Raw genomic sequence first — 22939 nt, forward strand, 5'->3', positions numbered from 1 at the left:
GCCTTCGCCCTACGATGGGCGGCATGGCTCGCATCGTCTCGTCCTGTCTGGCGATCGCGCTCGTGGGCGCGCTCGTCGCGCTCGTCGGCGCCGGATCGCACCGCGCCTACGGCTGGTTCGGGGTGGTGGCGTGCCTGCTGCTCGTCGCGGCGGCGAGCACCTTCTCGCGCGCCTGGCGCGGGTTCCTGGGCCTGGGCTTCTTCGCCTTCACGTGGGTGGTGCTGACCACCCTCCTGTCGACCGCGGGGCCCGGCGGATCCTCTCCGCTGATCGTCGCCGACGCCCACGGCCTCACCTGGGTCTACGGCGGCGCGGCGGTGATCGTGGCCGTCGGGCTCCTGCCGCGCCGGGTGCTCGTCGGCGCTGAGGGGGCGGCCGCATGAGCGACCGGTACGACGACGAGCCGGTCGACGAGGTCGAGCCCGAGGAGACCCTGGCCGAGCCCGGGGACGATGCGGACGCCGCCGAGGCAGAAGAGGCGCCTCAGGTGCGTGAGGACGGCGAGACCGACGAGGCCGAGGACGTCGCTGAGGACGAGGCCGACGACGACCAGGACATCGACGACCAGGACATCGACGAGGCGCAGGCGGAGATCGATGCCGACCTCGACGGCGACGAGCCCGCGGACGACGAGCCCGCGGACGACGAGCCCGCGGACGACGAGCCCGGCGACGCGCAGCCCGAGGAGGAGGAGGCGGTCCCGGCCTTCCTCGCCGAGGCCCCGATCGAGCCGGACCCCGACGACCAGCCCACGGTGGTCCTGCCCGCGGTGCCCGCCGCGGAGGAGACCGCCGTCGACACCGTGGAGGAGACCGCCATCGTCGCCCCCCTCGCCGAGGAGCCTGCCGTCGCGGCCCCCGCGGAGGCACCCGAGGAGGCCTCGGGCCGCCGCGTTCACTGGGGCCGCTGGGTGGTGCTGCTCGTGGTGCTGCTGCTCGCGGGCGGATACGCCGCAGCCGCCTACTACGCCGCGGATCGCATCCCCGCCGGCACCACCGTGCTCGGCGTCGACCTCGGCGGCCTCGACCGCGAGCAGGCGGTCGCGGCGCTCAAGCCCACGGTGGACGAGCTCAACTCCACCCCGGTCGTGATCACTGCGGAGGACCGCGAGGCGAGCATCGACCCGAAGGACTCCGGGCTCGTGGCGAGCGCCGGTGCGACGGTCGACGATCTCATCGCGTTCAGCCTGTCGCCCTACGACATCCTGCGCTCGTTCACGGGCCGCGGCGTCGAGGTCGACATCGTCACCGTGGTCCACCAGGACGCGCTCGTCGACGCGATCGACGGCACCCGCGACGCCCTGGAGATCGACGGCCAGGACGCGACGGTCTTGATCTCCCAGACGGGCGCGAGCTCCACGCCGTCGGTCGACGGCCTCGGGATCGACCCCGAGACGACCGCGGAGGGCCTCGGCGCCGCGTGGCCCGTCGAGACGTATCCGGCGGTGACGATCGCCAAGCCCGCCGCCGTGAGCACCGAGACGGCCGATGCGTTCGTGAGCGAGCTCAACTCCGAGGTGCTCGTCGGCGACATCGCCATGACGGGCCCGCACGGGGACGCCACGGTGACGGCCGAGCAGCTCACGCGGCTGGGCTCGATCGAGGCCGCCGACGGCACGTTCACGTACGTGGTGGACGGGATGACGCTCGCGAGCGAGCTCGAGGCCGTGGACCCGGGCCTCAGGAGCGAGCCCACCTCCGCATCGTTCTCCTTCACCGCGGACCACCAGATCAAGACCAAGGAGTCGACGCCCGGCCAGGCGATCGACGGCTCGGCGCTCGGCGAGGCCGTGGCCGCCGCCGCGTACACGCCGGAGCGCTCCGGGGTGCTGCCGTACGCCGACACCGAGGCGACCGTGACGAGCGACGACCTCGGCGTGAGCGACTTCAAGAAGAAGGTGTCCTCGTTCGACACCCCGCTCACCGCCGAGCCCATCCGCACCAAGAACCTGGTGCGCGGCGCGGAGATGGTGACGGGCACGGTCGTGATGCCGGACGAGACCTTCTCGCTGATCGAGGCGCTCAGCCCCATCACGGAGGCCAACGGCTACTACCCGGCGCACATCATCTCCGGCGGCGTGCTCATCAACGGCATCGGCGGAGGACTGTCGCAGATGGCCACCACGTCGTACAACGCCGCGTACTTCGCAGGGCTCGAGGACGTCGAGCATCGTCCGCACACCAAGTGGTTCGACCGCTACCCGGCGGGCCGCGAGGCGACGATCTACGTGGGCCAGCTCGACATGAGGTTCAAGAACAACACGCCGTACGCGCTCGTCCTGAACTCGTACGTCGAGAACAACCGCCTCTACGTCGACATCTGGTCCACGCCGTACTACACCGTGAAGACCTACGCGTCCGAGAAGACCAACTTCGTGCAGCCCGAGCAGATCGAGTCGGACCGCACGGGGTGCATCTCGACGGTCAACGGGAACCCCGGCTTCACCATCACCAACACGCGCGAGGTGTACCTCGACGGCGAGCAGGTGGACAAGTCCTCGTACACGTGGACGTACGTGCCGGACAACGGCGTCACCTGCACCGCCAGCTGACGCGCGCGACGCCCCTGGTCAGAGTCGCCTCCGACCCCTGGCGGGCAGGCCCGTCCCCGGCGGTATGATGGCCGCGACCCCCGTAGATCCCAGCTTGGAGGAGGCGCAGTGACCTACGTCATCGCTCTGCCGTGTGTCGACGTCAAGGACAAGGCATGCATCGATGAGTGTCCGGTGGACTGCATCTACGAGGGTGAGCGCATGCTCTACATCCACCCGGACGAGTGCGTCGACTGCGGCGCCTGCGAGCCGGTGTGCCCCGTGGAGGCCATCTACTACGAGGACGACGTCCCGGACAAGTGGGCGGAGTACTACAACGCCAACGTCGAGTTCTTCTCGGAGATCGGCTCGCCGGGCGGTGCCGCGAAGATGGGTCTGATCGAGCACGACCACGACCTCATCAAGTCGCTGGCACCCCAGAACGGCTGATCCGGGCGCATGGGCCTCAGCCCTCGCTCCCTGCCCGACTTCCCGTGGGACTCGCTCGCGCCGTACAAGGCGCGAGCCGTCGCGCACCCTGACGGGCTGGTGGACCTCTCGGTCGGCACGCCGGTGGACCCGACCCCGGCCGTGATCCGCGACGCGCTCGCGGCGGCGGCCGATGCGCCGGGCTACCCGACCACGCACGGCACCGCCGCGTTGCGCGAGGCGGTGGCGGGCTGGTTCGCTCGCCGGCGCGGTGCTCCTGGCGTCGACCCGGCGGCGGTCCTGCCGACGGTGGGCTCGAAGGAGCTCGTCGCGACCCTCGCGGCGTACCTCGGGCTCGGCGCGGGCGACGTGGTGGTGCACCCCGCGGCCGCGTACCCCACGTACGACGTCGGCGCGCGTCTGGTGGGCGCCACTGCGCTTGCGACCGACGATGTCGAGGCGTGGCGCGGTAACCCTGCGGTCAAGCTTGTGTGGGTGAACTCGCCGTCGAACCCCACGGGGCGCGTCGCGAGCGTCGAGGAGCTCGCCGCGGTGGTCGCGGCGGCTCGCGAGATCGGCGCGCTTGTGGCATCGGACGAGTGTTACGCCGAGCTGTCCTGGACGGGCGAGCCCGTGCCGTCGATCCTCGACCCGCGGGTGTGCGGGGACAGCCACGAGGGTGTCCTCGCCGTCTACTCGTTGTCGAAGCAGTCGAACCTCGCCGGCTACCGCGCGGCGTTCGTGGCGGGCGATCCCGCCGTGATCGCGGCGCTGCTCGAGGTGCGGAAGCACGCCGGGCTCATCGTCCCCGCGCCGGTGCAGGCGGCCATGACAGTCGCGCTGGGCGACGACGCGCATGTCGCGGAGCAGAAGGAGCGCTACCGCGCACGCCGCGACATGCTGGTGCCCGCGGTCCTGGCGGCGGGCTTCCGCATCGACCACTCGGACGCGGGCCTCTACCTCTGGGCCACGCGCGACGAGGACTGCTGGGACACCCTGGACCTCCTCGCCGGCCTCGGCATCCTCGCGGCTCCGGGCGCGTTCTACGGTGAGGCGGCGCGTCGGCACGTGCGCATCGCGCTCACCGCGAGCGATACCGGAGTGTCTGGTGCATCTAGTAGGCTCGCAAAACGCGAGTAAACCGGCTCTCAAACAATGGGCTCCGGTGGCAGGGGTTTTCGAAGGGGAGAACATGGCGCAAGTGGTGGACGCAAGGCTGACGGTCGATGGAAGCACGCGGGAGCTCCCGCTCGAGCGCGCGACCATCGGCAACGACGGCATGTCCGTCGCGACGCTGCTGCGCGACACCGGGCTGGTGACCGTCGACCCGGGCTTCATGAACACCGCCTCGTGCGAGAGCGCGATCACCTACATCGACGGTGACAACGGGATCCTCCGGTACCGCGGCTACCCCATCGAGCAGCTCGCGGAGCACTCCACCTTCCTCGAGGTCGCCTACCTGCTCATCCACGGCGAGCTTCCCAGCGAGGACCAGCTCGCGGCGCTGAACAACCGCGTGTCCCGCCACATGCACGTGCACGAGGGCATCAAGTCGTTCCTCGGGGCCTTCCCGCGCGACGCCCACCCGATGGCCGTGCTCTCGGGCGCGATCAGCGCGCTCAGCACGTTCTACCCCGAGTCCATCGGCCGGTCTCCCGAGGAGATCGAGCTCGCGACCGTGCTGCTCCTCGCGAAGTCCGCGACGGTGATCTCCTACCTCCAGCGACGCGCAGGCGGAGGCGATCTCATCGAGCCGCGTCGTGGCGGCCACTACGTCGACGAGTTCCTGCGCATCGCCTTCTCGCCCGCCTCGGGCGACATCGACATGGACCCCGCGGTGCGTCGCGCGGTCGACGTCCTGCTGATCCTGCACGCCGACCACGAGCAGAACTGCTCGACCTCGACCGTGCGCATCGTCGGCTCCTCCCACGCGAACATCTACGCCTCGGTCGCGGCGGGAGTCGGGGCGCTCTCCGGACCTCTTCACGGCGGCGCGAACGAGGCCGCCCTGCGCATGTTCGACCAGATCAAGGAGTCGGGCGACACCGTCGAGCAGTTCGTGGCCAAGGTCAAGGACAAGGCCGAGGGCGCGCGGCTCATGGGCTTCGGCCACCGCGTGTACAAGTCCTACGACCCCCGCGGCGCCGTGGTGAAGAAGCTCGCCGACGAGCTCCTCACGTCGCTCGGCGGCTCGGACGAGACCTTCCAGATGGCGCAGCGCCTCGAGGAGATCGCGCTGTCCGACGAGTACTTCATCGAGCGCAAGCTGTACCCGAACGTCGACTTCTACACGGGGCTGCTGTACTCGGCGATGGGCTTCCCCACCACCATGTTCACCCCGCTGTTCGCGCTGGGCCGCATGCCCGGCTGGGTCGCGCACTACCGCGAGATGCTCGCGGACCCGCGCACCAAGATCGGCCGTCCGCGGCAGATCTACACGGGCGAGGTCGAGCGGGACTATGTGCCCATGCAGGAGCGCGACACCCCGTGATATGACGCTGGGAGAGCCATCCGGTGGCCAACCGGAAGGGGGATCCCATGCCCATCGATGACGATGCGCTACGGCGCGAGGCGAAGAGGCGCGTCGAGGCGCGCAACGGCTTCTACTGGTACCTGGTGGTGTGCCTCGTGGTGTGGGGCATCCTCACCTTCGTCTGGTGGATGAACGGCGGCGGCTACTTCTGGCCCGCGTGGGCGATGCTCGGGATGGGGATCGCGCTCGTCTTCACGGCCGCGGCGGCGTTCCTGCCCGGCGCGGGACGGCCCAGCGACGACCGGATCGAGCGGGAGTACCGCAAGCTCAAGGGCGAGACGGACGCCGGTCAGCCCTGAGCGGCCTCGAGCGGCAGGAGCCGCACGGCGACGCCCAGGGACGATGCGGGCGCGGCCACGGCCGTGAGGCCGGTGCCGCGCTCCCACCCTTCGGCGCGGTTCGCGACGGCCTCGACCGACTCCGTGCCTGCCACCGCGACCGTCCACGCCGCCGCCGCGTCCCGAGACGCCTGCGTGCCGTCGACCGGCACCACGTCGATCCAGATCGCGTCGTCGTCGGCCGTGAGCGGGCGCACGGCGTAGGTGCCGGCGCCGAAGTCGCGCTCGAGCCGCTCGACGAAGGCCGCCGCGGTGGTGCCCGGCCCGGCGGCCACGTCGCAGTCCACCGCGACGGCGCCCGAGTAGCCGCGCAGCGCGGAGGCCCACAGCCGCGCGCCCGCCTCGCGGGTCGCGTAGGCGTCGGGGAAGGCCGAGCGCTGCACGGTCTGCGCCGCGACGGTCACCGCCATGTCCTGCCAGCCGTGCACCTTCACGAGCGCCGCGTAGAACGTGTCCGCCGAGTAGTAGGGGTCCATGATCTGCTCGACCGTTCCCCACCCCTGCGACGGTCGCTGCTGGAACAGCCCGATCGAGTCGCGGTCGCCGTAGTCGATGTTGACCAGGCTCGACTCCTGCATCGCGGTGGCGATGCCGATGGTCGCGCCGCGTGCGGGCAGGCCCAGGCGCGCGGAGGCGGCGGAGATGAGCGCGGCGTTGCCGGCCTGCTCCGCGGTGAGGGTCGCAGTCGCGCCGTCGAGGGCGACCGTGCAGGACCCGCTCGGCTCGCCCCGGTCCGGGCTCGCCGCGAGCACGTACATGCCGTACACGGCCGCGCCGCCCGCCACGGTGAGCACCGTCAGCGCGGCGATCGAGCGCCGCGTGCTCATCTCAGTTCGCGTGCAGGGCGGAGTTGAGCTCGATGCCCTTGCCCTCGCGCGCGACGGCCTCGATCACACCCGTGACCGAGTTGCGCCAGAACATGATGCCGTCCTGGCCGGAGAGCTCGCGGGCCTTCACCACGATGGGGTTGCCGTCCTCGTCGGCGCGGCCCTTGAGCGTGACCTTGGTGCCGGCCGTGATGTACAGACCCGCCTCGACCACGCAGTCCTCGCCGAGCGCGATGCCCACGCCGGCGTTCGCGCCCAGAAGCGAGCGCGCGCCGATCGAGACGACCTCCTTGCCACCGCCCGACAGCGTGCCCATGATCGATGCGCCGCCGCCGATGTCGGCGCCGTCGTGGACCACCACGCCCGCCGAGATCCGGCCCTCGACCATCGAGTGGCCGAGCGTGCCGGCGTTGAAGTTCACGAAGCCCTCGTGCATGACGGTGGTGCCCTCTGCGAGGTGGGCGCCCAGGCGGACGCGGTCGGCGTCGGCGATGCGGACGCCCGTGGGGACCACGTAGTCGACCATCCGCGGGAAGCGGTCGATGCCGTAGACCGTGAGCTGGCGGCCGAAGGCGCGGTAGCGCAGGCGGACCTGCTCGAAGCCCTCGATCGCGCACGGGCCGTCGGAGGTCCACACGGCGTTGGTGAGGGCGCCGAAGATGCCGTCCAGGTTGAGCCCGTGAGGCTGCACGAGCCTGTGGCTGAGCAGGTGGAGCCGCAGGTAGGCGTCCTCGACCGACGCCGGGGCCTCGTCGAGATCGATCACGGTCTTGACCACCTTGACCACCACGTCGCGCAGGTCGTCCGTGCGCTCCGCCGCCTTGAGCTGCGCCGGAGCGTCGTCGCGGGCCTTCGGCTCGCCGAGGGCGGGAGACGGGTACCAGGCGTCGAGCACGGTGCCGTTGTTGTCGATGGTCGCGAGGCCGAATCCGAAGGCGGGTCGAGTCATGGATCCAGGGTAGTTCAGGCGCGCCGCGCCTCTCGCGCGCCGTCGGGCCTCCGAGGGCCCCGGCGGGACATGAGGGCCGGATCCGGGCCAGAACGCGCCTGCATGTCCCGCCAGGGGGCCTGCGGCACGCGGATAGGCTGACGCCATGACGCACCTCGACCTGACCGCCCCCGTGGAAGAGCTCGCGAAGGCCCTGGTGGACATCCCGTCGGTCTCCGGCAACGAGGACCGCATCGCGGACGCCGTCGAGGCCGCGCTCGCACCGCTCGCGCACCTCGACGTGATCCGCCTGGGCAACGCGATCGTCGCCCGCACGGACCTGGGCCGCGCCGAGCGCGTGGTGATCGCCGGGCACCTCGACACCGTCCCCATCAAGGGCAACGTGCCGGGGGAGTGGAGCCCCGAAGGCGAGCTCGTCGGCCGTGGCTCCGTCGACATGAAGGCGGGTGTCGCGGTGCAGCTCTCGCTGGCCGCCGCGCTCGAGTCCCCGACGCGCGACATCACGTGGGTCTTCTACGATCAGGAGGAGGTCGAGGCGGTGCGCAACGGGCTCGGCCGCGTGGCGCGCGAGCGCCCCGACCTGGTCGCCGGCGACTTCGCGGTGCTGTGCGAGCCCACGTCCGGCGTCATCGAGGGCGGGTGCAACGGGACGATGCGCGCCGAGATCCGCATCCCGGGCCGCGCCGCCCACAGCGCGCGGGCCTGGAAGGGCGAGAACGCGATCCATCGCGCGGCCCCCCTGCTCGCCGCGCTCGCCGCCTACGAGGCGGAGACCATCACGGTCGACGGCCTCGAGTACCGCGAGGGGATCAACGCCGTCGGCATCGCCGGGGGCATCGCGGGCAACGTCATCCCCGACGAGTGCATCGTCACCGTGAACTACCGCTTCGCGCCCTGCTGGACGCTCGAGCAGGCGCAGGAGCGGCTCGAGGGCCTGGTCGCATCCGCGGGGCTCGACCGCTACGCGCTGACCTACACCGACCTCTCGGGCGCCGCCCGCCCCGGTCTCGACGCCCCGCTCGCCGCATCGTTCGCCGCGTCCGTGGCCGCGACGGGCGTCGCGGCGCCGCGCGCGAAGCAGGGCTGGACGGACGTCGCGCGGTTCGGAGAGCTGGGGATCCCCGCGGTCAACTACGGCCCCGGCGACCCCGAGCTCGCGCACGCCGACGACGAGCGCTGCCCCGTGTCAGACATCCGCAACTGCCGTGCGGGTCTGGAGGCCTGGTTGACGTCCTGAGGAGGACCGATGAAGGAGTACCGCAAGGGTCCCGTGCTGCTGCGCGGGCGCAACGTGCCGACCACCTCGACCTCGGAGCGCCTGCTCGACGAGCGCAACCGCGCGGACTGGGTCCATGGCGACCCGTGGCGCGTGCTCCGGATCCAGTCCGAGTTCGTGGAGGGCTTCGGCGCGCTCGCGGAGCTGGGTCCCGCGATCACGGTCTACGGCTCGGCGCGGTCGGCACCCGACTCGGACGAGTACGCGGCGGGCGTGGAGGTGGGCCGGCTGCTCGTCGAGTCCGGCCACGCCGTCATCACGGGCGGCGGGCCCGGGTGCATGGAGGCGGCCAACAAGGGCGCGTCCGAGGCGGGCGGCGTCTCCGTGGGCCTCGGCATCGAGCTCCCTCACGAGCAGGGCATGAACGAGTACATCAACCTCGGCATCCACTTCCGCTACTTCTTCGTGCGCAAGACGATGTTCGTGAAGTACGCGCAGGGCTTCATCGCGCTGCCGGGAGGGTTCGGCACGCTCGACGAGCTCTTCGAGTGCCTCACGCTGGTCCAGACGCGTACCGTGAGGCGGTTCCCCATCGTGCTGCTCGGCAGCGACTACTGGGGCGGGCTCGTGAGCTGGCTGCGCCATTCCGTCGCCCACGAGGGCAAGGTCGCGCCCCACGACCTCGACCTCCTGCGCGTCACGGACTCGCCTGAGGAGGCCGTGCGGCTCGCGACGGCACCGCATCGCGAGGCCTGAGCAGGGGCGCGACACGGGGGAGGGATTTGGGAACGGTCTGAGGCCCGCAGTAGAATCAGGGGCAACGCCGCGACGGACGGCGTGCGACGCATCTGAGGAGAACAAGACGATGGCTGCAATGAAGCCCCGCACCGGTGACGGCCCTATGGAGGTCGTGAAGGAGGGTCGCAGCTACGTCATGCGGGTCCCGCTCGAGGGCGGCGGCCGCCTCGTCGTCGAGATCACCGCGGACGAGGTCAAGGCGCTCGGCGACGCGCTCCACGCCGCGATCCAGTAGCGCTCGGCGCGACTTCACGCTTCAGCGGCCCCGGCATCGTCCTTCGACGGCGCCGGGGTCGTTCTCATTCCTTGACGGCGGCCAGCAGGCCGTCGCCCGCGTCGAGCAGCGCGATGGTGAGCCTCTCGTCCTCGCGGACCGCCTTGAGGGTCTCGCGGACCGCGGTCGTGTCCTTGTCGCGCTGCGCGGGGTCCGGGACGCGCCCGTGCCACAGGGCGTTGTCGATGAGCAGCAGGCCGCCGGGGCGCAGCAGCCGCATCGCGTGCTCGAGGTACGCGGGATACTCCGACTTGCGCGCGTCGATGAGGACGATGTCGTAGCCGCCGTCGGTGAGCCGCGGGAGCACGTCGAGCGCGCGGCCGGTGATCATGCGGGCGCGCTCGGGCGCGAAGCCGGCCGCCGCGATGGTCCGGCGGGCGGCCTTGTGGTGCTCGGGCTCGACGTCGATCGTGGTGACCACGCCGCCGGGGGCCATGCCCCGCAGCAGGTACGTGAGCGAGACTCCCGCGCCCGTGCCGATCTCCACGGCCGTGGTCGCCTTCATCGCCTTCGCGAGCACCTGGATCGCGCGCGAGGCGCCGGGGAGGACGGGCACGCAGCCGAGCTCGTCGGCGACGTCGCGCGCCTCGAGGATCACGCGATCCTCCTCGACGAAGTCCTCGGCATACGCCCAGTTCGCTGCCTCGATGCTCATGACGCCTCCCTCACGGGGCCAGCCTAGCCGCACGGTCCCAGCGAACTCTCAGGTGTGCATGGGAACATGGACGTGTCAGGACCCGTTGTAGCAAGGGAAGCCATGAGGGGAGCACGATGACCGAGACCGCCGTCCCGGCCGAGACGATCGCCCCTGCGGCCGCGCCCGAGCTCACGTGGGAGAGCATCGTCGCTCAGCACTCCGCCCGCGTGTACCGCCTCGCGTACCACCTCACGGGCAACCAGCACGATGCGGAGGACCTCACGCAGGACGTGTTCGTCCGCGTGTTCAACTCGCTGTCGCAGTACAAGCCGGGCACCTTCGAGGGCTGGCTGCACCGCATCACCACCAACCTCTTCCTCGACCGCATGCGCCGCAAGAAGCGCATCCGCTTCGACTTCATGGCGGACGACGACGCGGCCGTCGCGACGTCCGACAGCTTCGACCGTCACGAGCGCTCGGGCCAGCCCGAGGACGCGTTCGACATGGCGAACCTGGGGGACGACATCATCGAGGCGCTCGCCGACCTCCCGCCGGAGTACCGCGCGGCCGTGGTCCTGAGCGACATCGAGGGCCTGTCGTACGAGGAGATCGCCGCGACGCTCGGCATCAAGATGGGCACGGTCCGCTCGCGCCTGTCGCGGGCCCGCGCCCGCCTGCGCCAGTCGCTCGCCCACCGTGCCCCCGTGCGAGGTGGCGCGTGACGGGACGGCACCTGGGCGAGCGGATCCACGACCTCCTGGACAACCGGCTCCCGCGTGAGGCGGCGGCCGAGGCGATGCGTCACCTCGAGGCGTGCGACGAGTGCACCCGGCGCTGGCGCGAGCTGCGCGCCGCGCGCGAGGCCCTCAATTCCTCCGAGGCCGGCATCGACATGACCTTCGCGCGCCGCCTGCTCGACCGCGAGCACATGGCTCAGGTCGCGTCTCATGAGACGCGCCGCGACGCCCGCGCCGCGCGCGGCCGCGACCGGCGACCGGTGGTCCTGTCGCTGTCGGTCGCCCTGCTCCTGGTCGCCGTGCTCGGCGCCGCGTACGTCGCGGGCGAGCCTGACGACATCGATCCTGGCATCACGGCCTCATCCGAGACCGGCATGCTCAGCGTCGCCCGGATGGACTCCAGCACCATGCGTGGCTGGGTCCCGACGGACGGCTGGATCCACCCGGATTGGCAGTCGAGTGGATTCGAACCCGTGGAGGCCTCGGTGCGGGAGACGCCTCAGGGCGCCCGCATCCTCGCGTACACCCTGCTCTCGGACATCGAGCCCGTGCTCGTCCTCGAGCAGCAGGGAAGGCTCGCGGACGAGGATGTGGCCTCGTTGCAGCCCACCAGCACCGAGGGTCTCGACGGGTATGTGGTCGGCACCGACCCGACGCGCATCGTCTGGCAGACGGGTGACGTCGTGGTGCTCCTCTCGTGCAACTGCGCCGAGGAGACCCTCGAGGAGGTCGCCACCGCGTTCCCGGAGGACGACGAGCCCGGCTTCGTCGACCAGATCATCGCCGGCCTGGGCGTCTTCGGCGACGCCCTCACCGGTCGCTAGCCCGATAGGGGAGACACCCGCATGACCGACAACCCGTTCGCGCCCCCGCGCGACGACTCCGGCTCGTCCTCCGAGCCGACTGCCAACCAGGACGAGGCCACCACCGTGCGCGTGCACGACGCGGAGCGCGCTGCCGCGCCCGACGCGCCCGCCATCAACGACACCGTGGAGCTCACGCCGGCCTACGTCCCCGCGGCGACCGTCGCCGCCCCTGCGCAGGCGGCGCCGCCTGCGCCGCCGACGGTGGACCCGGTGTTCGCGCCGCCGCACGAGCCCCCGACGGATGCCCCCTCGGAGGCCGGCGCCGCGCCCGAGAGGCGCCGCGGCCTCGGCGGCGGGGCGATCGCCGCGCTCGTCGTCGGCTCGCTCGTGCTCGCCGCGGGCGCGGGCTTCGGCGGGGCCTGGGCCTACGACTCCTTCGTCGCGGACTCCTCGTCCACGACCGGCACGGCATCGACGTCGACCGGCTCGACCCTGCCGACCTCGAGCAGCTCGACCATCTCGAGCACCGACGAGAACACCGTCGCGGCGATCGCCTCCGCGGTCATGCCGTCCGTGGTCTCGATCGAGAACATCCAGAACGGCCAGGAGGCCGCGGAGGGCTCGGGCTTCGTCATCCGCGAGGACGGCTACCTCCTCACCAACAACCACGTGGTCGAGGGATCGGACAACGACACGGTCACCGTGGTCATGAGCGACGGCACCGAGTACGACGGCACCGTCGTGGGCGCGACCGCGGACTACGACCTCGCGGTGGTGAAGATCGACAAGGACGGCCTCACGCCGCTCGTGCTCGGCGACTCCGACGAGCTCGTGGTGGGGGACGACGTCATCGCCGTCGGCTCGCCGCTGGGCCTCGAGTCCACCGTCACCACCGGCATCGTCTCGGCGCTGCACCGTCCCGTGACCGCGGGGGAGACCGGCTCGACCGCGTTCATCGACGCGATCCAGACCGACGCCGCGATCAACCCCGGCAACTCGGGCGGCCCGCTCATCAACTCGTCCGGAGAGGTGATCGGCATCAACTCGGCCATCGCCTCGCTCGGGACGTCGTCGGAGACGGCCGGGTCCGTGGGGCTCGGCTTCGCGATCACGTCGAACCAGGCGCGACGCACCGCCGAGGAGATCATCGCGACCGGTGAGGCGACGTACCCGATGATCGGCGTGAGCCTCGACAGCTCGTACACCGGCGAGGGCATCAAGGTGGCGGACGTGACGGGCGGCGTGGTCGCCGGCGGTCCCGCCGATGAGGCGGGCATCGAGCCCGGCGACATCATCACCGCGATCGACGGCCGTCCCATCACCCGCTCCGACGAGCTCATCGTCGCGATCCGCGCGAAGGCGCCCGGCGACACGGTGAGCCTCACCGTCACGCACGGCGACGACGAGCGCGAGGTCTCGGTGACGCTCGTGGCGAACACCGAGGTGACCTTCGAGGACAGCTCCGAGGACGACACGCAGCAGAACCAGGACCAGGAGCAGAACCAGGATGGCGGCGGGCTTGGCGGCCGTCTCTTCCCGGAGCCGTCAGAATAGGCGCATGCTCGATATCAACGGCGGGGAGTTCCTCATCCTCGTGCTGGTCGCCATCGTGGTGATCGGACCCGAGAGGATGCCGGAATACGCGAAGCAGCTGCGCGGCCTCGTCGTGCGCGGCCGGGACATGTTCCAGTCGGGCAAGGCGACGCTGAAGGCCGAGGTCGGTGACGACGTCGACTGGTCGCAGCTCGACCCCCGTCAGTACGACCCCCGCCGCATCGTCCGCGAGGCGCTCAACGAGCCGTCGCCGTCCACCAGGACGGCGACGGCTCGTCGTCTCCCCGACGCCCCTCCCGGCGAGGCGCCCTTCGACACCGAGGCCACCTGACGCATCGTCCCTCCGCTCGGACAGTCGCAACGGGCGCTGTCGGGGGTGACGGTGCGGGAGCGCGCGCATTGTTTGGAACAATGGCCCCATGACTCGTGTGTTCTCGGGCATGCAGCCCACCTCCGACTCCCTGCACCTCGGCAACTACCTGGGCGCTCTGGTCGAGTGGGTGAAGCTCCAGGACACCCACGACGCGATCTACTCGGTGGTCGACCTGCACGCGCTCACGCAGGCGCCCGACCCGGAGCTTCTGCGTGCGCGCACGCGGCGCACGGCGGCGCAGTACCTCGCCGCGGGCGTCGACCCCGAGCGTTCCCTGTGCTTCGTGCAGTCGCACGTGCCGCAGCACGCCGAGCTCGCGTGGGTGCTGTCGACCTTCACCGGCATGGGCGAGGCCTCGCGCATGACGCAGTTCAAGGACAAGGCGCAGAAGACCGGCGAGTCCGGCGCGAACGTGGGCCTGTTCACGTACCCGATCCTCATGGCCGCCGACATCCTGCTGTACGACACGGACGTGGTGCCGGTGGGCGAGGACCAGCGTCAGCACCTCGAGCTCTCGCGCAACCTGGCCGAGCGCCTCAACACGCGTCTGGGGGAGGGCACCGTCGTGGTCCCCGAGCCTCACATCGTCAAGGAGACGGCGAAGATCTACGACCTGCAGGACCCGACGAAGAAGATGTCGAAGTCCACGGGCAACCCCAAGGGCATCATCGAGATGCTCGACGACCCGAAGAAGGTCGCGAAGAACATCAAGTCCGCGACCACGGACTCCGACACGGTGATCGCCTTCGATCGCGAGGCCAAGGCCGGGGTGTCCAACCTGCTCACCATCTACTCGGCTCTCACCGGGCAGTCGGTCGCCTCGCTCGTGGCCGACTACGAGGGGAAGATGTACGGCCACCTCAAGGTTGACCTCGCCGAGGTGGTGGTGAACTACCTCACCCCGTTCCACGACTCCGCGATGGACTGGATCGAGTCGCCGGAGAAGCTCGACTCCGTGCTCGCGGACGGTGCCGCGAAGGCGTCGGCCCTCGCCCAGGCGACGCTCGACCGCATTTACGACAGACTGGGACTGCTGCCCCCGATGCACCGCTGACCTGCTGAGGAGCTCCATGACCACGGAGGACGTCAAGGCCAAGGCCACCGAGGTCGTCGAGCGGGGCAAGGGCTACAAGGAGTGGTGGGACAACTCGTCCTGGGGGCGCGGGATCAAGCGCTTCTCGATCCAGAACGGGCCCGTGCTGTCCGCCGGGATCGCATACTTCACCTTGGCCTCCGTGACCGCAGGCCTGGTGGTGGCGACCACGCTCGCGACGGTCTTCCTCGCGAGCAACGACGAGCTCCGCGCCGAGCTGGTGGACTACCTCGCGAACGCGGTCCCCGGGCTCATCGCCGAGGACGGCCAGAGCGGCATCATCAAGCCGGACGACCTCGGCTCGGGCTCGGCGACCTCGATCGCCGGCATCGTCGGTGTCATCTCGTTCCTCGTGCTGATCAACACCGCGACCAAGTTCATCCGGGGGCTGCGGACCTCGACCCGCACCATGCTGGGCAAGGAGATGGCGTCGCCGGTGCTCGGGAAGGTGCGCGACGTCGGCGGCCTGTTCGCGCTCGTCATCATCGCGCTGGTGGGCGTCACGATCCAGGTGGTCGCGTCGAGCGCCGCCAGGACCATCGCCGACGCCGTGGGCATCACCGTGCCCGCGTGGGAGATCCGCCTGATCGGGTACACCGCTGGCGTGATCGCGGACATGCTGTACGTCGCGCTGGTGCTCATGCTGCTGGGCGGCGCGCGCCTGTCGTGGCGGGTGCTGTGGGTGATCGTGCTCGCGGCGCTCGCGATCGGGGTGCTGAGGCTCGGCGTGTCGTTCATCGTGGGCGGCTCGAGCAAGAATGCGGCGCTCGGCGCCTCGGCGGCCGTCATCACCCTCATGGTGTTCGTCGACTACGTCAACCGCATCATCCTCATGTGCGCGGCATGGCTGGGCGCCCATGACGCCGAGCATCATCAGGGCCAGTTCCACGCCGACAGCGTCGAGCCGCCGACGGTGGTGGTCGAGGGGCCGCGCCGGCACGGGACCCCGGTGACCACGGCACGCGCCACGGTGCGCAACCCGGACGCCCCGGACGACTGAGCCTCGCCCGAGCCGCCCCCACCGGAAGTGGTGGATGGTGGTCGGTTCTCGCGGGTCTGTGCACCGCAGTGGTCAATCGTTGTCGCTACTCGCAGGTCAGGCGGGCACACGGCCCTGGGCGGCCCACGCGCGTGCGGACATCGTGATCTCGCCTCCCGCCCCTGCGACGATGCGCGCGCGGAGGCGCGCCTCCAGATCGGCCCGACGCGCCGGCGGAAGGCTCGCGACGTAGGACGGCGCGGGCCCCTGGCCCCCGAGGAACGGCGCCCAGTACTCGTCGAACGAGGCGAACCGTGTCTCGATCCGCAGCGTGCGGCCCTCGACCTCGACCAGGCCCGCGTCCCGGAACGCTGATGCGAGCGCGACCTCCGCGCACAGGGGGAAGCGGCTTGCCTCGTCGAGCCCCGCCGCCGCAGGGTCCAGGGCCACCGCGGCATCCCAGAACGCCCGCAGCATCTCCATCCCGTGCGCGTAGTCCCAGACGTAGGCCGCGATCCGCCCCCCGGGCGCGGTCACCCGACGCATCTCGTCGAGAGCGCGGGCGGGATCCGGCACGAAGTTGAGCGAGATCCCGCTCACGCACACGTCGAAGGAGCGGTCCCGGTAGGGCAGCAGCTCCGCGTCGCCGACCTCGAACGTGGCGGACGGGACACCATGCCGCGCTGCCGCGACGAAGGCCTCGGACGGGTCGATGCCGACCACGAGCGCCGGGTGGGAGGCGCCGAGCACCGCCGCGGCGAGCGCCCCGGTCCCGCAGCCGACGTCGAGCCAGCGGGCGCCGGGAGGCGCCTCGAGCCAGGCCAGGAACGTGGGCGCGAGCCGACGGCTCCAGCGGCCCATGTACCGCTCGTAGAGCTCACCCGCGTCCCAGGTGTCCACCGTTCGACTTTAGGCCGGGCCCCCGCGATCCGCGCGGCTCCGCCACACGGTTTCGCGGCTCCGCCACACGCGGTCCGGCGTGTCGTCGGCGAGTCGCACGTCCGGGGCTGCGGATCACCAGCGGCGCCCGCGTGCGGTGTGGCGGAGCCGCAGCGGGTTAGATCTCGCCCGTGGTGAGCGCGTGCTTGACCTCCGAGATCGCCTTGGTGACCTCGATGCCGCGGGGGCAGGCCTCGGTGCAGTTGAACGCGGTGCGGCACTTCCACACGCCGGCCTTGTCGTTGAGGACCTCGAGCCGGTCCCACTGGCCCTCGTCGCGCGAGTCGAAGATGAAACGGTGCGCGCCCACGATCGCCTGCGGGCCGAAGTACTGGCCGTCGGTCCAGAACACCGGGCACGACGTGGTGCACGCGGCGCACATGATGCACTTGGTCGTGTCGTCGAAGCGCTGGCGCTCCTCGGGCGACTGGCGGCGCTCGCGCGCGGGCGCGCTGCCCGTGGTCATGAGGAACGGCATGATCTCGCGGTAGGAGGCGAAGAACGGCTCCATGTCCACGATGAGGTCCTTCTCCACCGGCAGGCCCTTGATGGGCTCGACGATGATCGGCTTGGCCGGGTTGAGGTCCTTGAGCAGCGTCTTGCACGCGAGCCGGTTGCGCGCGTTGATGCGCATCGCGTCCGAGCCGCAGACGCCGTGCGCGCACGAGCGGCGGAACGCGAGCGAGCCGTCCTGCTCCCACTTGATCTTGTGGAGCGCGTCGAGCACGCGGTCGGTCGCGTGCGCCTCGACCTGGAACTCCTGCCAGTACTGCTCGCCGGGCTTGTGCTCGTCCGTGCCCTCGGGCTTCGAGCGCAGGATGCGCAGCGTCACCGTCATGGCCTGGACCTCGCCGACAGCGGGGGACTCGGCGGTCGCCGTCATCAGTACTTCCTCTCCATCGGCTGGTACTTGGTCACCACCACGGGCTTGGTGTCGAGCCGGACGCCCTCGCCGGTCGCGTACGCCATGGTGTGGTGCATGAACTTCTCATCGTCGCGCGTGGGGAAGTCCTCGCGGTAGTGCCCGCCGCGCGACTCCTGCCGTGCGAGCGCGCCCGCCACCACCACCTCGGCGATCTCGAGCAGGAAGCCCAGCTCGATCGCCTCGAGGAGGTCGGTGTTGAAGCGCTGGCCGCGGTCGTGGATCGCGACGTCCTTGTAGCGCTCCTTGAGCTCGGCGACCACGCGGGTCGCCTCCTCGAGGGACGTGGCGTCGCGGAACACCTGGACGTTGCGGTCCATCGTCTCCTGGAGCGCCTTGCGGACCTCTGCGACGCGCTCCGTGCCGGAGCCGCCCACGGTCGCCAGGAGCCGGGTGACGATGCCCTCGACCCGGGCCGCCGCATCGTCCGGGAAGGCCGCGGCCTCCGCCGTCGCGACGGCGTGCTCGGCGGCGGCGATGCCGGCGCGGCGGCCGAACACGTTGATGTCGAGCAGCGAGTTGGTGCCCAGGCGGTTGGCGCCGTGGACGGACACGCACGCGCACTCGCCGGCGGCGTAGAGGCCCTTGACGGTGTCGGTGTTGTTGCGCAGCACCTCGCCCTGCACCGTGGTGGGGATGCCGCCCATCGCGTAGTGCGCGGTCGGGTACACCGGCACGGGCTCGGTGTACGGCTCGACGCCCAGGTAGGTGCGCGCGAACTCCGTGATATCCGGGAGCTTCTCGTCGATGTGCGCCGGCTCGAGGTGCGTGAGGTCCAGGAGGACGTAGTCCTTGTGCGGGCCGGCGCCGCGGCCCTCGCGCACCTCGTTGGCCATGGCCCGGGCGACCATGTCGCGCGGCGCGAGGTCTTTAATGGTGGGGGCGTAGCGCTCCATGAAGCGCTCGCCCTCCGAGTTGCGCAGGATGCCGCCCTCGCCGCGCGCGGCCTCGGACAGCAGGATGCCGAGCCCCGCGAGGCCCGTCGGGTGGAACTGGAAGAACTCCATGTCCTCGAGCGGCAGTCCCGCGTTGAGCGCGATGCCCATGCCGTCGCCCGTGAGGGTGTGCGCGTTGGACGTGGTCTTGAAGACCTTGCCCGCGCCGCCGGTCGCGAAGATCACCGACTTCGCGCGGAACGTGTGGATTTCGCCGGTGGACAGCTCGAGCGCGACCACGCCGGCGACCGAGACGTCCTCGCCGGGCGCCGCGGCCTGCGGGTCCTGGTCGAGGATGAGGTCGAGCACGTAGTACTCGTTGAAGAACTCGACCTCCTGCTTGATGCACTGCTGGTACAGCGTCTGGAGGATCATGTGACCCGTGCGGTCGGCCGAGTAGCAGGCGCGACGCACCGCGGCCTCGCCGTGGTTGCGGGTGTGACCGCCGAAGCGGCGCTGGTCCACCTTGCCCTCGGGTGTGCGGTTGAAGGGCAGGCCCATCTTCTCGAGGTCGAGGACCGCGTCGATGGCCTCGTTGCACAGGATCTCGGCGGCGTCCTGGTCCACCAGGTAGTCGCCGCCCTTGATGGTGTCGAAGACGTGCCACTCGGCGTTGTCGTCCTCGACGTTGGCGAGCGCGGCGGCCATGCCGCCCTGCGCCGCGCCGGTGTGCGAGCGGGTGGGGTACAGCTTGGTCAGCACGGCCGTGCGGGCGCGCTGGGAGCTCTCGAGGGCGGCACGCATGCCGGCGCCGCCGGCGCCGACGATGACGACGTCGTACTCGTGGTGGGTCATCGGACATCCTCACAGAAGCTGGGGAGCAGGGACATGTCGGCATCCACGGGGCACGGGTCGAAGGTCCAGATGACCAGCGATCCCAGCACGATGATGCCGAGCACCGCGACGCCGAGCGCTCCGTGGAGCAGCTTCCGGAGCCACGGCGTGTGCGCGTAGTCGTTGATGAGCAGGCGCATGCCGTTGCCGCCGTGCAGCATCGCGAGCGCGAGCATGAGGAAGTCCCACCACTGCCACAGCGGCGCGGCCCACTTGCCGGCCACGAACGCGAAGTCGATCTGGCTCACGCCGTCGCCGGTCATCAGGTTGATGAACAGGTGCGTGAGGATGAGGATCACCAGGATCGGGCCGGAGATGCGCATGAAGCGCCACGACCACTGCTCGGCGCCGGGACGCACGCGTCCCGAGCGGATGCGCGGCTCCTTGATCTTGGGGCCGGGGACGAACTCGGGGGACGATGCGGTCATCAGGCACCTCCGAAGACGTGGCCGAGGTGGCGGGGCAGGAAGCCTGCCATGAGCACGACGAGGATGATCCACACGGCCCACACCAGCTGCTTCTGGTGGCGCAGCGCCCACGTGGAGTGGTCGACCGCGATGATCCGCAGGCCGTTGAAGGCGTGAAGGATGATCGCCGCGACGAGGCCGGCCTCGACCAGGCCGTAGATCGGCGTCTTGTAGCTGCCGATCACGTCGTTGTAGGCCTCGGGCGACACGCGCACCAGGGCGGTGTCGAGCACGTGGATGAGCAGGAAGAAGAAGATGGCCACGCCGGTGACACGGTGGACCACCCACATCCACATGCCTTCATGGCCTCGGTACAACGTCGTCGGTGACACAGGACTCCTCACAGCACTTCTCCGGGCTTGCCTCGCATCCTAGTGTGGTCGCCATGACGGCTGAGAACACGGTGGGGGAAGTTGTGGCCAATATTGTCGACGATCTGGTGACGGTGATCCCGGCGGGCGGGGTGGGCTCGCGGCTGTGGCCGCTGTCCCAACCGCATCGGCCCAAGTTCCTGCTCGACCTGCTCGGCACGGGCGCCACGCTGATCCAGGACACGGTCGCGCGGGTGAGCCCGCTGTCGGAGCGCGTGGTCATCGTCACGGGGGAGCGTCATGCGCCCGCCGTCGCGGCGCAGGTGCCCGAGGTCCCCGCGGAGAACCTGGTGACCGAGCCGAGCCCGCGCGACTCGATGGCGGCCATCGCGCTCGCGGCCGCGCTCATCGAGCAGCGCTGGGGCGCGCGCGTCATGGGCTCGTTCGCGGCGGACCACGTCATCCCTGATGCCGAGACTTTCCGCGCGACGGTACGCGAGGCCGCGCGCGTCGCGGCGACGGGCAAGGTGGTGGTCATCGGCATCACGCCGACCGAGCCCTCGACGGCCTTCGGCTACATCGAGATGGGGGAGGTCCTCGACGGCGACGCCCGCCACGTGGTCGCGTTCACGGAGAAGCCGGACGCGGAGACCGCCGCCGGCATGCTCGAGCGGGGCGGCTACGCGTGGAACGCCGGGATGTTCGTCATGCGCACGGACGTCCTGCTGGGACACCTCGACCGCCTGCAGCCCACGTTGGCGGCGGGCGCCCGCGAGATCGCCGGGGCATGGGACGGTCCGGACCGCGCCGAGGTGCTCGCGCGGGTGTGGCCCACGCTCACCAAGATCGCGATCGACCATGCGATCGCGGAGCCCGTCGCGGCGGCGGGCGGCGTCGCCGTGGTGCCGGCCTCCTTCGAGTGGCACGACGTCGGCGACTTCGACTCGCTCGCCGAGCTCTCGGGCGCGGTCGCCATCGGCCGCGACGCCCCGGTCGCGACGGTCGGCGCGAGCGCGCCGCTCGTGGTCGGCGGCACCAAGCCCGTCGTCGTGGTGGGGGTGGACGATGCCGTGGTGGTCGAGTCGGACGAGGCCATCCTGGTCACGGTGCGCGCGGCCGCGCAGCGCGTGAAGGATGCGGCGGGGGCCCTTTCCGAGGCCTGAACGTTGCGGAATCGTAGCCGCGGCGCAATGAAGCCTTCACTTTCCGTAACATTGCCGCCGTACGATGACCCGTACGCCAGCCCGGTGGCAGCCGGGCGGATATCGAACAGAGGGAATCACCTGATGAAGAACATCATCCGTGTGGGTGCGGTTGCCGCCGTGTCGGCGCTGACCCTTGCCGCGTGCGCCTCGGCGCCCGAGGAAGAGACGACCACGCCGGGCGCGACCGCGGACTCGACCGCGACCGCCACCGCCGAGGCGCCCGCCGAGACCGTCGACTTCAAGGCCTGCATGGTCTCGGACTCGGGCGGCTTCGACGACAAGTCGTTCAACCAGTCCGGCTACGAGGGCCTGACCCGCGCGGAGTCCGAGCTCGGCATCGAGATCGCGTCCGCCGAGTCGACCACCGAGGCCGACTTCCTGCCCAACATCGAGGCGCAGGTCGCCGCGGGCTGCGACCTCATCATCACCGTCGGCTTCCTGCTCTCGGGCGCGACCGTCGAGGCCGCGATCGCGAACCCGGACGTCAACTTCGCGATCATCGACGACCTCGCCGACAACGACTACAACGGTGAGACCGACGCCCCGAACATCAAGCCGATCACGTTCGACACCGACGAGGCCTCGTTCCTCGCGGGCTACGCGGCCGCGGGCGCCTCGGCGTCGGGCACGCTGTCGACCTTCGGCGGCATGAACATCCCGTCGGTCACCATCTTCATGGATGGCTTCCTCGCGGGTGCGAACTACTACAACGAGGAGATGGGCGGCGACGTCAAGGTCCTCGGTTGGGACGGCGCCGACGGCCAGTTCACCGGCGACTTCTCCGACCAGTCGAAGGGTCAGAACGTCACTGAGGAGTTCCTGAACCAGGGCGCCGACGTGGTCATGCCCGTCGCGGGCCCGGTGGGCCTCGGCGCCGCCGCTGCCGTGCAGTCGGCCGGCGACGCGTGGCTGATCGGTGTGGACTCCGACTGGACCGTCACCACCGACTACGCCGACATCGTCCTCACCTCGGTGCTGAAGAACATCGGCAACTCGGTGTTCGACACCATCGCCGAGACCGTCGACTCCGGCTTCTCGGCCACCCCGTACCTGGGCACGCTCGAGAACGAGGGTGTGGGCGTCGCGGACTTCGCCGAGGGCGCCGTGCCCGAGGAGGTCCTCGCGAACCTCGACACGATCAAGGCCGGCATCATCGACGGCACGATCCCGGTCGACGTCTCCTAAGACAGCGCATCAACGGGGGCGCGCCGCAGGGCTGACCTGCGGCGCGCCCCTCGCTGTCTCCGCTAGTA

The 22939-nt window shown here is 70.7% G+C and carries 25 protein-coding genes; 17 read left to right on the forward strand and 8 right to left on the reverse strand.

Annotated features, from left to right (window positions below):
* The first annotated feature begins 23 nt into the window (after positions 1 to 23).
* From AOM06_RS02115 to AOM06_RS02140, 6 genes are all read left to right on the forward strand, one after another.
* A complete protein-coding gene (locus AOM06_RS02115; protein WP_062301986.1) occupies positions 24 to 383 on the forward strand; it encodes a hypothetical protein in 360 nt (119 codons plus the stop codon).
* Entirely contained in the window at positions 380 to 2551 is a 2172-nt protein-coding gene (locus tag AOM06_RS02120) for a VanW family protein (RefSeq protein WP_062301989.1), read from the forward strand. Before AOM06_RS02115 ends, AOM06_RS02120 begins: the two co-directional genes overlap by 4 nt.
* Positions 2552 to 2659: 108 nt before the next feature.
* Complete coding sequence (fdxA, locus tag AOM06_RS02125; RefSeq protein WP_042215085.1) at positions 2660 to 2980, forward strand: ferredoxin; 321 nt, start codon at positions 2660 to 2662, stop codon at positions 2978 to 2980.
* Between the two features lie 9 nt (positions 2981 to 2989).
* A complete protein-coding gene (dapC, locus tag AOM06_RS02130) occupies positions 2990 to 4099 on the forward strand; it encodes a succinyldiaminopimelate transaminase (RefSeq protein WP_062301993.1) in 1110 nt (369 codons plus the stop codon).
* Positions 4100 to 4151: 52 nt separating this feature from the next.
* Entirely contained in the window at positions 4152 to 5450 is a 1299-nt protein-coding gene (locus AOM06_RS02135; protein ID WP_062301997.1) for a citrate synthase, read from the forward strand.
* Between the two features lie 47 nt (positions 5451 to 5497).
* Positions 5498 to 5791 (forward strand): 2TM domain-containing protein, encoded by a 294-nt coding sequence (locus AOM06_RS02140; protein ID WP_062302000.1) that lies wholly within the window; start codon positions 5498 to 5500, stop codon positions 5789 to 5791.
* Here the strand turns inward: AOM06_RS02140 and AOM06_RS02145 are convergent.
* Both AOM06_RS02145 and dapD read right to left on the reverse strand, forming a co-directional pair.
* Positions 5782 to 6657, reverse strand: a complete 876-nt coding sequence (locus tag AOM06_RS02145; RefSeq protein ID WP_062302003.1) for a hypothetical protein — start codon at positions 6655 to 6657, stop codon at positions 5782 to 5784. The two genes, AOM06_RS02140 and AOM06_RS02145, sit on opposite strands and share 10 nt — an antisense overlap.
* 1 nt (position 6658) lies before the next feature.
* Positions 6659 to 7606 (reverse strand): 2,3,4,5-tetrahydropyridine-2,6-dicarboxylate N-succinyltransferase, encoded by a 948-nt coding sequence (dapD, locus tag AOM06_RS02150; RefSeq protein WP_062302006.1) that lies wholly within the window; start codon positions 7604 to 7606, stop codon positions 6659 to 6661.
* Positions 7607 to 7751: 145 nt separating this feature from the next.
* Between dapD and dapE the strand changes: the two genes are divergently transcribed.
* The 3 genes from dapE to AOM06_RS14305 all read left to right on the forward strand — a co-directional run bounded on the left by dapE (position 7752) and on the right by AOM06_RS14305 (position 9855).
* Positions 7752 to 8843, forward strand: a complete 1092-nt coding sequence (gene dapE / locus AOM06_RS02155) for a succinyl-diaminopimelate desuccinylase (protein ID WP_062302010.1) — start codon at positions 7752 to 7754, stop codon at positions 8841 to 8843.
* Positions 8844 to 8852: 9 nt separating this feature from the next.
* The gene (locus AOM06_RS02160) at positions 8853 to 9578 is read left to right on the forward strand and encodes an LOG family protein (RefSeq protein ID WP_062302013.1); all 726 of its coding nucleotides are present in this window, start codon (positions 8853 to 8855) and stop codon (positions 9576 to 9578) included.
* Positions 9579 to 9687: 109 nt separating this feature from the next.
* Complete coding sequence (locus AOM06_RS14305; protein WP_082096586.1) at positions 9688 to 9855, forward strand: DUF3117 domain-containing protein; 168 nt, start codon at positions 9688 to 9690, stop codon at positions 9853 to 9855.
* Between the two features lie 64 nt (positions 9856 to 9919).
* Here the strand turns inward: AOM06_RS14305 and AOM06_RS02165 are convergent, their stop codons facing one another.
* On the reverse strand, positions 9920 to 10549 hold the full coding sequence (locus tag AOM06_RS02165) for an O-methyltransferase (protein WP_062302017.1): 630 nt from the start codon (positions 10547 to 10549) through the stop codon (positions 9920 to 9922).
* A gap of 116 nt (positions 10550 to 10665) precedes the next feature.
* Between AOM06_RS02165 and sigE the strand changes: the two genes are divergently transcribed.
* The 6 genes from sigE to AOM06_RS02195 all read left to right on the forward strand — a co-directional run bounded on the left by sigE (position 10666) and on the right by AOM06_RS02195 (position 16094).
* Positions 10666 to 11253: an RNA polymerase sigma factor SigE gene (gene sigE, locus AOM06_RS02170; RefSeq protein WP_062302020.1), complete on the forward strand. Its 588-nt coding sequence runs from the start codon at positions 10666 to 10668 to the stop codon at positions 11251 to 11253.
* A complete protein-coding gene (locus AOM06_RS02175; RefSeq protein WP_062302024.1) occupies positions 11250 to 12092 on the forward strand; it encodes an anti-sigma factor family protein in 843 nt (280 codons plus the stop codon). The genes sigE and AOM06_RS02175 overlap by 4 nt, the downstream gene beginning before the upstream one ends.
* Before the next feature lie 21 nt (positions 12093 to 12113).
* On the forward strand, positions 12114 to 13628 hold the full coding sequence (locus AOM06_RS02180; RefSeq protein WP_062302027.1) for a S1C family serine protease: 1515 nt from the start codon (positions 12114 to 12116) through the stop codon (positions 13626 to 13628).
* Positions 13629 to 13632: 4 nt separating this feature from the next.
* Positions 13633 to 13959, forward strand: coding sequence for a twin-arginine translocase TatA/TatE family subunit (locus AOM06_RS02185; RefSeq protein WP_062302030.1), 327 nt, complete (start codon positions 13633 to 13635; stop codon positions 13957 to 13959).
* An 88-nt stretch (positions 13960 to 14047) separates the two neighbouring features.
* The gene (gene trpS / locus AOM06_RS02190; RefSeq protein ID WP_082105237.1) at positions 14048 to 15055 is read left to right on the forward strand and encodes a tryptophan--tRNA ligase; all 1008 of its coding nucleotides are present in this window, start codon (positions 14048 to 14050) and stop codon (positions 15053 to 15055) included.
* Positions 15056 to 15071: 16 nt separating this feature from the next.
* Positions 15072 to 16094, forward strand: a complete 1023-nt coding sequence (locus tag AOM06_RS02195; protein ID WP_062302035.1) for a YihY/virulence factor BrkB family protein — start codon at positions 15072 to 15074, stop codon at positions 16092 to 16094.
* A 96-nt stretch (positions 16095 to 16190) separates the two neighbouring features.
* On the opposite strand, the gene AOM06_RS02200 is transcribed toward AOM06_RS02195, so the two are convergent.
* The 5 genes from AOM06_RS02200 to sdhC all read right to left on the reverse strand — a co-directional run bounded on the left by AOM06_RS02200 (position 16191) and on the right by sdhC (position 20466).
* The gene (locus AOM06_RS02200) at positions 16191 to 16973 is read right to left on the reverse strand and encodes a class I SAM-dependent methyltransferase (protein ID WP_228372817.1); all 783 of its coding nucleotides are present in this window, start codon (positions 16971 to 16973) and stop codon (positions 16191 to 16193) included.
* Positions 16974 to 17130: 157 nt separating this feature from the next.
* A complete protein-coding gene (locus AOM06_RS02205; RefSeq protein WP_062302036.1) occupies positions 17131 to 17895 on the reverse strand; it encodes a succinate dehydrogenase iron-sulfur subunit in 765 nt (254 codons plus the stop codon).
* A complete protein-coding gene (gene sdhA, locus AOM06_RS02210) occupies positions 17895 to 19664 on the reverse strand; it encodes a succinate dehydrogenase flavoprotein subunit (protein WP_062302037.1) in 1770 nt (589 codons plus the stop codon). Before sdhA ends, AOM06_RS02205 begins: the two co-directional genes overlap by 1 nt.
* The gene (locus AOM06_RS02215) at positions 19661 to 20131 is read right to left on the reverse strand and encodes a succinate dehydrogenase hydrophobic membrane anchor subunit (protein ID WP_062302039.1); all 471 of its coding nucleotides are present in this window, start codon (positions 20129 to 20131) and stop codon (positions 19661 to 19663) included. The genes sdhA and AOM06_RS02215 overlap by 4 nt, the downstream gene beginning before the upstream one ends.
* On the reverse strand, positions 20131 to 20466 hold the full coding sequence (gene sdhC, locus AOM06_RS02220; protein ID WP_062302042.1) for a succinate dehydrogenase, cytochrome b556 subunit: 336 nt from the start codon (positions 20464 to 20466) through the stop codon (positions 20131 to 20133). The genes AOM06_RS02215 and sdhC overlap by 1 nt, the downstream gene beginning before the upstream one ends.
* 89 nt (positions 20467 to 20555) lie before the next feature.
* On the opposite strand from sdhC, the gene AOM06_RS02225 reads away from it, so the two are divergent.
* Positions 20556 to 21644, forward strand: a complete 1089-nt coding sequence (locus AOM06_RS02225) for a mannose-1-phosphate guanylyltransferase (protein WP_062302045.1) — start codon at positions 20556 to 20558, stop codon at positions 21642 to 21644.
* Positions 21645 to 21767: 123 nt separating this feature from the next.
* A complete protein-coding gene (locus tag AOM06_RS02230) occupies positions 21768 to 22871 on the forward strand; it encodes a BMP family lipoprotein (RefSeq protein WP_062302049.1) in 1104 nt (367 codons plus the stop codon).
* The last annotated feature ends 68 nt before the right edge of the window (positions 22872 to 22939 follow it).

This window comes from Demequina subtropica, assembly GCF_000971235.1.
Lineage (GTDB): Bacteria > Actinomycetota > Actinomycetes > Actinomycetales > Demequinaceae > Demequina > Demequina subtropica.

Bases quoted from the DNA above. Each gene is read 5' to 3' on its own strand.
- AOM06_RS02145 (WP_062302003.1), bottom strand. From the start codon at position 6,657: ATGAGCACGCGGCGCTCGATCGCCGCGCTGACGGTGCTCACCGTGGCG.
- AOM06_RS02180 (WP_062302027.1), top strand. From the start codon at position 12,114: ATGACCGACAACCCGTTCGCGCCCCCGCGCGACGACTCCGGCTCGTCC.
- AOM06_RS02140 (WP_062302000.1), top strand. From the start codon at position 5,498: ATGCCCATCGATGACGATGCGCTACGGCGCGAGGCGAAGAGGCGCGTC.
- AOM06_RS02230 (WP_062302049.1), top strand. From the start codon at position 21,768: ATGAAGAACATCATCCGTGTGGGTGCGGTTGCCGCCGTGTCGGCGCTG.
- AOM06_RS02165 (WP_062302017.1), bottom strand. From the start codon at position 10,549: ATGAGCATCGAGGCAGCGAACTGGGCGTATGCCGAGGACTTCGTCGAG.
- AOM06_RS02225 (WP_062302045.1), top strand. From the start codon at position 20,556: ATGACGGCTGAGAACACGGTGGGGGAAGTTGTGGCCAATATTGTCGAC.
- AOM06_RS02160 (WP_062302013.1), top strand. From the start codon at position 8,853: ATGAAGGAGTACCGCAAGGGTCCCGTGCTGCTGCGCGGGCGCAACGTG.
- dapD (WP_062302006.1), bottom strand. From the start codon at position 7,606: ATGACTCGACCCGCCTTCGGATTCGGCCTCGCGACCATCGACAACAAC.
- AOM06_RS02135 (WP_062301997.1), top strand. From the start codon at position 4,152: ATGGCGCAAGTGGTGGACGCAAGGCTGACGGTCGATGGAAGCACGCGG.
- sdhA (WP_062302037.1), bottom strand. From the start codon at position 19,664: ATGACCCACCACGAGTACGACGTCGTCATCGTCGGCGCCGGCGGCGCC.
- AOM06_RS02195 (WP_062302035.1), top strand. From the start codon at position 15,072: ATGACCACGGAGGACGTCAAGGCCAAGGCCACCGAGGTCGTCGAGCGG.
- AOM06_RS02185 (WP_062302030.1), top strand. From the start codon at position 13,633: ATGCTCGATATCAACGGCGGGGAGTTCCTCATCCTCGTGCTGGTCGCC.
- AOM06_RS02205 (WP_062302036.1), bottom strand. From the start codon at position 17,895: ATGACGGCGACCGCCGAGTCCCCCGCTGTCGGCGAGGTCCAGGCCATG.
- dapC (WP_062301993.1), top strand. From the start codon at position 2,990: ATGGGCCTCAGCCCTCGCTCCCTGCCCGACTTCCCGTGGGACTCGCTC.
- AOM06_RS02215 (WP_062302039.1), bottom strand. From the start codon at position 20,131: ATGACCGCATCGTCCCCCGAGTTCGTCCCCGGCCCCAAGATCAAGGAG.
- dapE (WP_062302010.1), top strand. From the start codon at position 7,752: ATGACGCACCTCGACCTGACCGCCCCCGTGGAAGAGCTCGCGAAGGCC.
- sdhC (WP_062302042.1), bottom strand. From the start codon at position 20,466: ATGTGGATGTGGGTGGTCCACCGTGTCACCGGCGTGGCCATCTTCTTC.
- sigE (WP_062302020.1), top strand. From the start codon at position 10,666: ATGACCGAGACCGCCGTCCCGGCCGAGACGATCGCCCCTGCGGCCGCG.
- AOM06_RS02120 (WP_062301989.1), top strand. From the start codon at position 380: ATGAGCGACCGGTACGACGACGAGCCGGTCGACGAGGTCGAGCCCGAG.
- trpS (WP_082105237.1), top strand. From the start codon at position 14,048: ATGACTCGTGTGTTCTCGGGCATGCAGCCCACCTCCGACTCCCTGCAC.
- AOM06_RS14305 (WP_082096586.1), top strand. From the start codon at position 9,688: ATGGCTGCAATGAAGCCCCGCACCGGTGACGGCCCTATGGAGGTCGTG.
- AOM06_RS02115 (WP_062301986.1), top strand. From the start codon at position 24: ATGGCTCGCATCGTCTCGTCCTGTCTGGCGATCGCGCTCGTGGGCGCG.